The organism is Pseudomonas sp. EA_15y_Pfl1_P101 (assembly GCF_963970835.1).
Classification (GTDB): domain Bacteria; phylum Pseudomonadota; class Gammaproteobacteria; order Pseudomonadales; family Pseudomonadaceae; genus Aquipseudomonas; species Aquipseudomonas tritici.
Genome location: NZ_CAXAPA010000010.1, coordinates 17,943 through 29,881 on the forward strand (window position 1 = coordinate 17,943; position 11,939 = coordinate 29,881).

Here is an 11,939-nt window from a genome sequence, read left to right on the forward strand (position 1 = left end):
CGGTCCTACGCGGCGGCCAGTCGAGGCCGCCGCAAGTTGTGAAACTTCCTACGTAGTTATCAGCCCGCCATCACCCCGAATCGATTTAGCGTTGGTCTACGCGCTTTTTCAGATTTGGAGGTTCACCATGTTTCCTCGGCTGACCCGCTTGCTGGTCAACGCCAGCGTCCGTATCAAACTCGCCCTGGGATTTGGCCAGGTGCTGGTCCTCAGCCTCGTCATCGCCGTGACCGGCTGGCAGGCCCTGAATGACGTACTTCTGCGCTCAAGCAACTTGTCGACACTGGGCCAACTGGCGGCTGTCGCGGAGGCGATGCGCGCCGACCGTATCGTTTACCGCACCCTCACTGACACCGCCAGCCTGGGCAAGATGGCGCAACAGATTGAAACCATCGACCAGCATCTGCGCGACCTGGCAAACCACCTTGAGGACCCAGCAGAACTGCGGCGCATCCAGGAAGCGGAACGCCTGGTGGCCAGTTTCAAAGCCACGCTCGTAGAACTGCCGCCCTTGATCGAACGGCGCGACAATACTCGCCCGCCGCTCCACGCGATGGCGCTGCAGGCCAGCGACACCCTCGCGCAGCTGGCCAGCGAACTGCCTGACCAGCAAGACCAGCAAGCACTGGATGCGATTGAAAACCTGCGCCACGTCATGGAGCAGGCCGCGGATCGCGCCCAGAGCCCCGCCTGGGCGGCCGAAACGTTGCAAGCTTACGCCGACGCCGTCAGCAACACCCTCGACGCGCTGGACGTTGCCCAGGCCGCCGTGACCCGCCTGCCTGTCGATTCGGCCCTGCTCAAAACAGACCTGGCGAACTACCGTGCGCAGCTCCTCACGCTCAAGGAAGCCCAGCTCACCACTGAGACCGTACAGAACCGCTTTGAACAACAACTCAACCAGTTACTGGAACACAATGAATTGCTGAGCCAAAGCCAGACCATCAAGCGCGACAGTGAGGCTGACCATACCCGCACCTTGCTTTCGAGTGTCACGGTGGCCGCCTTGTTGCTGGGTTCATTTGCCGCCTGGTGGATCGCCCGGCAGATTGCCGTGCCGCTGCGCGAAATCCTCACTGCCGCTCACCGTGTCGCCGACGGCGACTTGAGCCACGACATCCAGGTGGAACGTCGCGACGAACTGGGCCAGTTGCAGCAAAGCATCGGACAAATGACCCGCAACCTGCGCAGCCTGATCAGCAGCATTGGCGACAGCGCCCGGCAGATCGCCAGCGCCGCCACGCAGCTCTCAGCCGTCACCGAGCAGACTCGCGCCGGGATCAATGATCAGAAAGACGAAACAGACCAGATGGCCACAGCGATGAATGAAATGCTCGCCACCGCCCAAGAAGTCGCACGACATGCCGAACAAGCATCGGCGGCGGCCAATGAGGCCGATCAACAAGCCAGCACCGGGGACAAGGTCGTCGGGCAGGCGGTGGAGCAAATTGGCCATCTGGCCCACGAAATGGCGCGCTCCAGCCAGGCGATGATTGCATTGCAACGCGAAAGCCAAAAAATCGGAGGTGTGTTGGACGTCATAAAATCAGTGTCTCAACAAACCAACCTGCTGGCCCTGAACGCGGCCATTGAAGCGGCGCGTGCGGGCACGGCAGGCGAAGGGTTTGCTGTGGTCGCCGATGAAGTCCGCAGCCTGGCCTTGCGCACGCAGGCATCCGCTGAAGAAATCGAAGGACTGATCTGCGGCCTGCACACCGGCACCCAACAGGTGGCAGACATTTTGGACGGCAGCCGCGCGCTGACCGACAACAGTGTCGACCGGAGCCGCGACGCAGGCGATGCATTGGTAGCCATTATCCGTACAGTCTCGATCATCCAGGAAATGAACCCGCAGATTGCCGCTGCCGCCGAACAACAAAGTGCCGTGGCCGAGGAAATAAATTGCAGCGTGATGAAAGTGCGGGACGTGTCGGAGCAAACAGCGGCCGCCAGCGAGGAAACGGCGGCGGCCAGTGTTCAGTTGACGCGGCTGAGCCTGGACCTGCAGACACTGGTCGACAAGTTCCGGCTTTGACCTGTGGTTTGCGACATCAGAGGACTTGGCGCAGGAACGCCTGGGCCCTTGGGTCTTTGGGCGCAGCGAAGAACTCGGCCGGGGCCGCGTCTTCCAGCAACTTGCCATGGTCGAAAAACAGCACGCGGTCGGCCACTTCACGGGCAAAGCCCATTTCGTGGGTGACGCAGACCATGGTCATGCCTTCCAGGGCCAGGGTCTTCATCACATCCAGCACCTCGCCGACCATTTCCGGGTCGAGCGCCGAAGTGGGCTCATCAAAGAGCATCACCTTGGGCTCCATCGCCAGGGCTCGGGCAATCGCGACCCGTTGTTGCTGGCCGCCGGACAAGCGGGATGGAAATTCATTGGCCTTTTGCGCGATACCGACCTTCTCCAGCAGCGCCAGGGCCTTGGCCTCACGCTCCTGCTTGCCGCGCTTGCGCACGACTTTCTGCGCCAGGCACAGGTTTTCCAGCACAGTCATGTGAGGGAACAGGTTGAAGTGCTGGAACACCATGCCAACTTCACGGCGGTAGGCGTTGACGTCGGTTTTCGGATCAGCCAGTTGCAGGCCGTCGATGCTCACCGAGCCGGAGTCGAACGCCTCAAGGCCATTAAGGCAACGCAGGAAGGTCGACTTGCCGGAGCCCGACGGGCCGATCACCACCAGCACTTCGCCCTTGGCCACCTGGGTGGTGACGTGGTCCACCGCGCGCACTACTTGGCCACGCGTGTCGAAGACTTTTACCAGATCGCGGACTTCAATCACTTTGCGCGAGCCTCCGCTCAAGCCGACTGGCGATTTTCGACAGCGGCAGGTTGATCAGCAGGTACAAGCCTGCGACGCAGAACAGGATTTCAAACGGCGAGAACGAAGTGGTGATCACCTCGCGGCCGCTCTTGAGCAGTTCGGTAATCGCGATCACCGACACCAGGGAAGTGTCCTTTACCAGGCTGATAAATTGCCCGGCCAACGGCGGCAGCACGCGCTTGAAGGCCTGCGGCAATACCACATGGCGCATCGACTGGCTCGCGCTCAGGCCTAAGGAGCGAGCGGCTTCGTTCTGGCCACGGGTGATGGACTGCACGCCAGCGCGCACGATTTCCGCCACATACGCGCCAGTAAACAGCGACAGCGCGGCGATACCGGCAAATTCCCGGGACAGGTTGAGTACCGTGCCGATAAAGAAATAGAAAATGAAGATTTGCACCAACAGCGGCGTGCCGCGCACCAGCTCGACGTAGATCGTCGACAGATCGCGCAGGGTCGGGTTATTGGACAGTCGGCACAAGCCGGTCGCCAGCCCGATCGCCAGCCCGAGGATGCCGGATACCACCGACAGCCACAGCGTGGTCCACACCCCCCACATCAAAGGGCCCAACGCCCAATGCCGGGTCACGCCCACCACGTCGCCTTCGGCCACATCGTCGCCACGCGCCACTTGCAGGCTGTTGTCGGCAACGGTCAGCCTTTGCTCGGCACCCGCGTCGTTGCGCAGGGTCACTTCAGCCACATCGCCTTTGCGCACCAGTTCGACAACCGTGGAGATGTCGGCGGCACGCTGGGACGTCTCAGCCTGGTAGACGAAGTATTGCGGCACGCGGTTCCAACGCCACTCGTAGGACATCAGCGAGGTGGCGTAGTACAAGGCGCCAGCCAGGCCGACCAGCACGACCACGGTCAGCAGGTGCCAGGGCCATTGGGCTTTTTTCTGTTTCATTTTACTTTCCGGGTTTTGTGTCGCCTGTGAGGCCGCCTTCGCGAGCAAGTCGAAACGTCGAACCACCGCTCCCACTTTCGACCGCATTCTCATGTTGGAACTCGGTCAAATGTGGGAGCGGGCTTGCTCGCGAAGGACGCGACTCGGTATTCAGCCTGGCTTATTCCATATCCTTGAGCCACTCGGAGCGCTTGAACCACTTGTCATGGATACGATCGTAGGTGCCGTCGTTGCGGATCTGGTGCAGGAAGTTGTTGATGAAGTTGATGCTGTCGTAGTCGCCTTTTTTCAGGCCAAACGCCAGGGGTTCGAAGGTGAACGGTTCTTCGAGGAACACCAGCTTGCCGCTACCGACTTTCTTCTGGGCAACCACGTTGTACGGTGCGTCATACACAAAGGCATCGGCCTTGCCGTTGACCACGTCCAGCACGCCTTCCTGCTCGTTATCGTAGCCGTGGTACTTGGCCTTGGAGATCAGCTTCTTGGCGACCATCTCGCCCGTGGTACCCAGCTTGGAGGTCAGGCGGTATTTCTCGTCGTTCAGGTCTTTGTAAGACTTGATGGTGCCTTCCAGCTCCTTGCGAATCAGCAGGGTCTGGCCGACCACGATGAAGGGCTCGCTGAAGTTCAGGCGCAGGTTGCGTTCCTGGGTCAGGGTCATGCCGCTGCCGATCATGTCGAACTTGCCGGTCAGGAAGGCAGGGATGATGCCGTCATAGCCAGTGGATACCAGCTCCAGCTTGACGCCCATGGACTTGGCCATGGCCTTGAGGATGTCGACTTCGAAGCCGATGATTTCACCGCGCTTGTCGGTCATTTCAAACGGCATGTAGGTCGGGTCCATGCCGACTTTCAGCGTGCCACGCTTGACCGCATCATCGATTGCGCCGGCCTGGGCCGCGTTGGCCGCGACCAGCGCGGTGACGCCAAGCAGCAGCATCGAAAGATACTTCTTCATCATCAAGTCCCCTGAACGATTCTTGTAAGGTCGGCGCGCAAAAGGGCTGCACCATTTCGGGGTGCGATCCTAACCCACTCGCCTCCCGCTACAAAGGTTTCACGGCTATTTGTTATCGGCGTATCTCGCAAAAGCCCAGCAACGCTACGGCAAAGCGCACGCATAGACATTTGGGCAGAGCGCAGCAGTAACGGATTGATGTGTATAGAGTTATGACTTTCAGTCGATTTCCGCCATCCAGGCCGTGTCCTTAAACCACTTGTCGTGCAAGCGATCGTAGGTCCCATCCAGGGCAACCTGGTTGAGGAAGTGGTTGATCCAGTTGAGGCTGTCGAAATCGCCTTTCTTCAAGCCAAACGCCAGGGGTTCAAAGGTGAAGGGTTGCTCAAGCGCCAGCAGCGCGCTGTTTTCCGGGCGACTCAAGGCGATGAGGTTGTAGGGTGCGTCATGAATAAAGGCATCGGCCTCGCCTTGCACCACTTCGCGCACGCCCTCTTCCGGCGTTGCAAAACTGCTGAGCCGGGCCGCCCCCAGAAACCGTCGCGCCGCTGACTCGCCGGTGGTGCCTTCGGCGGTAGCGATTCGGTAGCTGGCGTCGTCCAGGTCTTCGACACTGGCGACCTTGCCCATGAGACGTGGATGCAACAACACTGACTGACCGACCACGATGAACGAATCGCTGAAGTTCAGCTTAATGTTGCGTTCCTGGGTGACGGTCATACCGCTGCCGATCAGGTCGAAATTTTTCGCCTGCAGCCCCTCCACCAACTCGTTGTAAGGCACTGCAACCAATTCAAGATCAACCCCCAAGGCCTGGCTCATGACCTTGAGCAGGTCGATTTCAAAGCCGACGATGCGCCCTTGTTTATCGGTCATTTCAAAGGGCATGTAAGTGGGCGTGGTGCCGACTTTCAGCACACCGCGTCGAACCGCGTCGTCAATCGCGCCTGCCTGTGCCAGGCCTATGTGAATCAATGCGACAGCGCCTATCAACAGCGCCGAACAATAGCCTTTGCTCATGAATACCCCAGTGGCCGAGTCAAATTCGGGGGCGATGCTAACTCAGCCACGGGCACGGCAATACGCCTTGGACGAGGGTCTTTTGTTTCGAAATAACAGAAGGTTAACGAGAGAGGGAAAAGCTTGGAAACGCTGTAGGATCAGCGTTTCGAACGCCCCCGAGGTGAGCCCTCGGGGGCGTCTGAATCAGGCCGGTTGGGCCTGGGATGTCAGCGGTTGCAGGGGTAGCAACGGCGCGTGCGGATCGGCCTTGATCGAGTCCCGCCAGGCGGCGAGCCACTCGGCATGGCCTTCGCTCCACACCTGCTCGTGCAGGCGAGCCAGGGCTACCGGGTCGCTGAGCAATGCCACGCGTTCGCCGTTGTTAAGGCCGGCTGGGCCGACTTTCAACGCATGACGCACACGCTCTGTACGCAGGTGCTCGATCGGCTCGGACTCACGGTGCCGTGAGGTCGCCAGGGCACACGCCAGGGCGTTTTGCTGTGGATCAACCACCGAGCGCACAAAGCCGTCGTTCAGCGCGTGCCAACGGTTTTCGTGAGTGTACTGCTCGGTCGACAGCAACGCCTGCGGTGGATTGTATTCCTCAGGGATCAGGAACAGGCTCTCGTCGCGGGACTTGAGGCCCAGGTTGACCCGACTGGAAATCACCGACACCGGAATCGACAGCATCAACGAGCCGACAATCGGCACCAGCCACCACAGGAAGCTTGGATTCAACCACACCACCAGCAAGGCCCAGAGGAAGCCGAGCAAGGTTTGCGTACCGTGGCGTTTGAAGGCTTCACCCCAGGTAGTCGAGTCGTCATCACGCTTGGGCGAGTTCCATGTCGCGGCCCAGCCGAGGAACGCGGCAAGCACGAAACGCGTGTGAAAAATCATCCGCACCGGCGCCAGCAGCATAGAGAACAGCATCTCCAGCAGCATCGACATCGTCACCTTGAACTTGCCACCGAACTCTTTCGCGCCCTTGGCCCAGATCAAAATGATGCTCAGCAGCTTGGGCAGGAACAGCAGCACGATGGTGGTGGAGAACAGCGCCACCGCCTTGTCCGGATGCCATTGCGGCCACAGCGGGTACAACTGGCGTGGCGCCATGAAGTACTGCGGCTCCATCAGCGTGTTCACCGCCAGCAGCGCCGTGGACAACACCAGGAACAGGAACCATAACGGCGCCGACAGGTAGGACATCACGCCGGTCAGGAACACCGCGCGGTGCACCGGGTGCATGCCTTTAACCAGGAACAGGCGGAAGTTCATCAGGTTACCGTGGCACCAGCGACGGTCACGCTTGAGTTCGTCCAGCAGGTTCGGCGGCAGTTCTTCGTAACTGCCCGGCAGGTCGTAGGCAATCCACACGCCCCAGCCGGCACGGCGCATCAGCGCTGCTTCAACGAAGTCATGGGACAGAATCGAACCGGCGAACGCGCCCTTACCTGGCAATGGCGCCAAGGCGCAGTGCTCGATAAACGGCTTCATGCGGATGATCGCGTTGTGACCCCAATAGTGGGATTCACCCAGCTGCCAGAAGTGCAGGCCGGCCGTGAACAGCGGGCCATAAACACGCGTGGCGAACTGCTGCATGCGCGCATACAGGGTGTCCATGCCCGACGCGCGTGGCGCGGTCTGGATAATCCCCGCATCCGGCGTGGCTTCCATCAGGCGCACCAGGCTGGTCAGGCATTCGCCGCTCATCACGCTGTCAGCGTCAAGCACGACCATGTATTTGTAGTCACCGCCCCAACGACGGCAGAAGTCGTCGAGGTTGCCGCTCTTGCGCTTTACCCGACGGCGACGACGGCGATAGAAGAGCTTGCCGAAACCACCGGCTTCGCGGCACACGTCGAGCCAGGCTTGCTGTTCGGCGATGCAGATGTCGGCGTCATTGCTGTCGCTGAGCACGAAGAAGTCGAAGCGATCCAAGTCACCGGTGGCGGCGACCGACTCGAACGTAGCGCGCAGGCCGGCAAATACCCGGGGCACGTCTTCGTTGCAGATCGGCATCACCAGCGCAGTGCGGGCGTCTTTCGGGATCGGCTCATCACCGGCACTTTTACCGGAGATGCGGTATTTATCGTGGCCAGTGAGCAGTTCCAGGAAGCCCATCAACGCGGTCCAGAAACCGGCCGACACCCAGCAGAACAAGATCCCGAACATGATCAGGATGCTGGTTTGCAGGGCGTAAGGCAGTACCTGGGTAGCGGTTTGCAGCAGGGTCTGGTTGCGGATCTCGTCGAAGTCAACGAGCGACCAGCCCTGGTACGGCATGATGCCTTTCATGTACCAGCCGGCCACGATGGTCTGGCCGAGCATCAGCACCAGTAGGATGTAACGGCGGATCGAGCCGACGGTACGCCAGCGGGCGGCCGGCAGTACGCGTTCATCCTTCGGCGGTGCCGGCGGATTGCTGCGGCCGGTGATACGGCGCCAGCCGCGCACCAGGATATTGGTGCGCCACGGCTCCGGAACCACACGGGTACGACGAATCGGCGGCGTGGCCTTGAGGCACACGCGACCGCTGGCGTCGAGCACCAGCATTTCGGCGTCTTGCAGCTCTTCGGCAGTGTTGAGGGTCAACCGGCGGCCAACCGACGCCTGGGCGGCTTCGACGGGCGCGTCGAACGTCGACGATGACAAGCGCTCGTGCAACTCGGTGAAGGATGTGCAGCCCGCCAGTTCGGCGCGCTGCTCAGCGGTCATCGGTAGATGCGCCAGGTACTCGGACAGAGTCTCGGGCATGGCTTGAGAATTACTCATCGGCAGGCAACTGATAGCTCCAGGTTTCGGTCAGGACTTGCTCGGTCTTGATCGGCTCCGGTGTGGCTGGGGCAGCTTCTGGCTGCTTGGCGTCCTTGTTTTTTGCGTCTTTCTTGGCCTGTTTCTCGTGTTGCTTGGCCAGAACCTTGTCGGCCTTGAGCACGTGGCTCGAGTCCTGCTCTGGGGCAGGCGGGGCAACGTCCTGCACCAGTGCCGCACGCATTTCGGTCGGCTTGCCTGCGTCCTTGATCTTCATGCGCAGGGTCAGGCGCCACCCTTTGGTGTGCTCGTTGTAGCGCACGCTGTTTTCAACCAGTTCGGCGTTGTCGCTGACACTGACCTGGCTGCGAACCGCGGCGTCCGACGGCAGAGCCTTGAGGGACGGGCCCTCGAAGTCGACCAGGTAGGCCACGCTGCCATCCGGCTGGCGGATCAGGTTGGACTGCTTCACGTCACCGGTGGAACGCAGGGTCTGCTTGACCCAGGCGCTGTCGGCCGGGTGCAAGGCTTTCTCGTCCATGGTCCAGTGCATGCGGTAGGAAACGTCCAGCGGCTGGCCCACTTCCGGCAGTTTTTCCGGGCTCCAGAAAGCAACGATGTTGTCGTTGGTTTCATCGGCAGTCGGAATCTCTACCAGGTTGACGGTGCCTTTGCCCCAGTCGCCCTCAGGCTCGATCCAGGCGCTTGGGCGCTTGTCGTAGTTATCGTCAAGGTCTTCGTAGTGGCTGAAGTCGCGACCACGTTGCAGCAGGCCGAAACCTTTCGGGTTCTCGACGGTGAAGTTGCTGACCGACAGGTGTTTAGGGTTGTTCAGTGGGCGCCAGATCCACTCGCCGTTGCCGGCATGGATCGAAAGACCGCTGGAATCGTGGAGCTCACGACGGTAGTTGAGCACTTTGGACGGCTGGTTCGCGCCGAACAGGTACATGCTGGTCAACGGGGCAACGCCCAGTTTGGTGACCTTGTCGCGCAGGAACATCTGGGATTTCACATCGACAATGGTGTCGGTGCCCGGACGCAGGATCAGGCGGTAAGCGCCGGTTGCGCGTGGCGAGTCCAGCAAGGCAAAGATCACCAGGTGTTTTTCACCCGGCTTCGGACGCTCGATCCAGAACTCGGTGAAACGCGGGAATTCTTCGCCGGAAGGCAATGCAGTGTCGATCGCCATGCCGCGGGCAGACAGGCCATAGACCTGACCTTTGCCGACCACGCGGAAGTAGCTGGCGCCCAGCATGGTCATGATTTCGTCTTGCTTGTCGTTCTTGTTGATCGGGTAAAGCACACGGAAACCGGCATAACCCAGCTGATCGGTGGCTTTAGGATCAAATTTCACGTCACCGAAATCGAAACGCGTCGGGTCGTACTTGATTTCATTGACGCTGTCGGCGGTGACTTCGTTGATTTTCACCGGCGTATCGAAGTGCATACCCTGGTGATAGAAGGACAACTTGAACGGGGTGTTCTGATCGGCCCACTCGGCCTTTTCGTTACGGAAACGAATCTTTTGATAGTCGGCGAATTTCATTTCGCGGAATTCGTTCGGCAGATTGCTGCGCGGAGCTTCGTATTTCTGCCCGGCCAGCTCTTTTGCCTTGGCCGACACATCATCCAGACTGAATGCCCACAGTTGACCCGCGCCGAACAGGCAAAACAGGGCGGAGCCCGTCACCAGTGCGTTTCGTAACCGTTTGGCAGACAATTTTGGTGCATTACAGGGACTAACAATCACGAGCAACCCTCGCCGAAAACAGATCATAAAACCAACGGCCAGCTATCTATATGCCAGGTTGGCGAGCATTGTTCCGACTCCCCTGGGACAAAATGATTCCCCATGGGTTGTCGGACAAGTCTCTACCTAAATCAAAAATGGACCAAACAACGCTGATCCCCGTAGCGCGCGATTATCTAGTAGCCCGCGAGACAACGCATCAGGGACAACGAAGTATTTGTAGCGAAACCCTGCGTTTTTAGGCATTAAAAGTCGTTTTTAATACATTCACGTCTGCAAGAGGAAGGTGACAGGCCCGTCATTGACCAAATGCACCTGCATATCGGCGCCAAAACGCCCCGACGCCACCTTGCCATGCAATTGTTTCGCTTGTAACAGCAAGTGATCAAAAAGCGCCGCTCCCAGTGCCGGTGGGGCCGCTGTGGAGAAGCTCGGTCGCAGCCCGCTCTTGGTATCCGCCGCCAGCGTGAACTGCGACACCAGCAACAACCCACCGCCGATGTCCTTCAACGACAGGTTCATCTTGCCCTCGTCATCGCTGAACACCCGGTAGTTCAACAGCTTGTGCAGCAATTTGTCGGCGCTCTCGGGGGTATCTGAAGGTTCGACGGCCACCAGCACCAGCAAACCCTGATCGATTGCGCCGACGACTTCGCCCGCCACCTCTACGCGGGCGCTACGCACCCGTTGCAACAGGCCCTTCATGCTTCTTCTGGCGGCAGGTCGAGCAAGCGCCGTGCCATTTCGCTGGTCGCACGCACCAACGCATCGGTGATCCCGGGTTCGGACGCCGCATGACCGGCCTCGCGAATCACCTGCAGTTCACTGTTCGGCCAGGCCTGGTGCAGCTCCCAGGCGTTATCCAATGGGCAGATCATATCGTAGCGTCCATGAATGATGACGCCAGGCAGATGAGCGATCTTGTGCATATCACGGATCAGCTGATTGGGCTCCAGGAAGGAGTTGTTGGTGAAGTAGTGGCACTCGATCCGCGCGATGGACAGGGCGCGTTGCGGTTCGGAAAACCGCTCCACGTGCTGCGGGCTCGGGCACAGGCCCAGCATGCGCCCTTCCCAGCCGGACCAGGCCTTGGCCGCGTGCATCTGGGCGATCTGGTCGTTGCCGGTGAGGCGCTTGTGGTAAGCGGCGATCATGTCGTGGCGCTCTTCCGGTGGGATCGGCGCGATGTAATCCTGCCAGTAATCCGGGAACAGCCGGCTCGCACCGTCCTGGTAGAACCATTCGATATCCTGCGGACGGGCCAGGAATATGCCACGCACGATCAGACCAAGCACGCGCTCCGGGTGGGTTTGCGCGTAGGCCAGGGCCAGGGTAGAGCCCCAGGAACCGCCGAACAGCACCCATTTGTCGATCCCCAAATGTTCGCGGATACGCTCGAGGTCGGCGACTAGATCCCAGGTGGTGTTGTTTTCCAGACTGGCGCGAGGCGTGGAGCGACCGCAGCCCCGCTGGTCGAAGGTCACAATATGGTAAAGGTTCGGATCGAAATAACAGCGGCTCTGGGCGTCGCAACCGGAACCTGGGCCACCATGGATGAAGACGACGGGCAAGCCTTCGGGGGAGCCACTTTCATCGACGTACAGCGTGTGGGTGTCATCGACTGCCAGATCGTGCCGGGCGTAGGGTTTGATCTGCGGGTACCAAGTCTGCATTGCGCGCTCCGTAAGGGGTCGGGTTCATCCCTGGGGGGACGTCTTTTATTCTGCCGTCTGGCAC

Annotated in this window: 9 protein-coding genes; 1 reads left to right on the plus strand and 8 read right to left on the minus strand. The window is 60.1% G+C overall.

Annotation, left to right across the window (positions count from 1 at the left end; genetic code table 11):
• The first annotated feature begins 127 nt into the window (after positions 1-127).
• Positions 128-2,035, plus strand: a complete 1,908-nt coding sequence (locus AACY36_RS16895; protein ID WP_339415530.1) for a methyl-accepting chemotaxis protein — start codon at positions 128-130, stop codon at positions 2,033-2,035.
• Between the two features lie 16 nt (positions 2,036-2,051).
• Here AACY36_RS16895 and AACY36_RS16900 read toward each other — a convergent pair whose 3' ends face one another.
• From AACY36_RS16900 to pip, 8 genes are all read right to left on the minus strand, one after another.
• A complete protein-coding gene (locus AACY36_RS16900; RefSeq protein WP_339457297.1) occupies positions 2,052-2,786 on the minus strand; it encodes an amino acid ABC transporter ATP-binding protein in 735 nt (244 codons plus the stop codon).
• Positions 2,779-3,738: an amino acid ABC transporter permease gene (locus tag AACY36_RS16905; RefSeq protein ID WP_339435781.1), complete on the minus strand. Its 960-nt coding sequence runs from the start codon at positions 3,736-3,738 to the stop codon at positions 2,779-2,781. The genes AACY36_RS16900 and AACY36_RS16905 overlap by 8 nt, the downstream gene beginning before the upstream one ends.
• Before the next feature lie 160 nt (positions 3,739-3,898).
• Positions 3,899-4,696, minus strand: a complete 798-nt coding sequence (locus AACY36_RS16910; RefSeq protein ID WP_339415527.1) for a transporter substrate-binding domain-containing protein — start codon at positions 4,694-4,696, stop codon at positions 3,899-3,901.
• Positions 4,697-4,915: 219 nt separating this feature from the next.
• Positions 4,916-5,716: a transporter substrate-binding domain-containing protein gene (locus AACY36_RS16915; protein ID WP_339497319.1), complete on the minus strand. Its 801-nt coding sequence runs from the start codon at positions 5,714-5,716 to the stop codon at positions 4,916-4,918.
• Positions 5,717-5,902: 186 nt separating this feature from the next.
• Entirely contained in the window at positions 5,903-8,473 is a 2,571-nt protein-coding gene (gene mdoH / locus AACY36_RS16920; protein WP_339435780.1) for a glucans biosynthesis glucosyltransferase MdoH, read from the minus strand.
• A complete protein-coding gene (locus AACY36_RS16925; protein ID WP_339415524.1) occupies positions 8,466-10,202 on the minus strand; it encodes a glucan biosynthesis protein G in 1,737 nt (578 codons plus the stop codon). The genes mdoH and AACY36_RS16925 overlap by 8 nt, the downstream gene beginning before the upstream one ends.
• Positions 10,203-10,469: 267 nt before the next feature.
• On the minus strand, positions 10,470-10,907 hold the full coding sequence (dtd, locus tag AACY36_RS16930) for a D-aminoacyl-tRNA deacylase (protein ID WP_339415523.1): 438 nt from the start codon (positions 10,905-10,907) through the stop codon (positions 10,470-10,472).
• Positions 10,904-11,875, minus strand: coding sequence for a prolyl aminopeptidase (gene pip / locus AACY36_RS16935; protein WP_339415522.1), 972 nt, complete (start codon positions 11,873-11,875; stop codon positions 10,904-10,906). Before pip ends, dtd begins: the two co-directional genes overlap by 4 nt.
• Between the last annotated feature and the right edge of the window lie 64 nt (positions 11,876-11,939).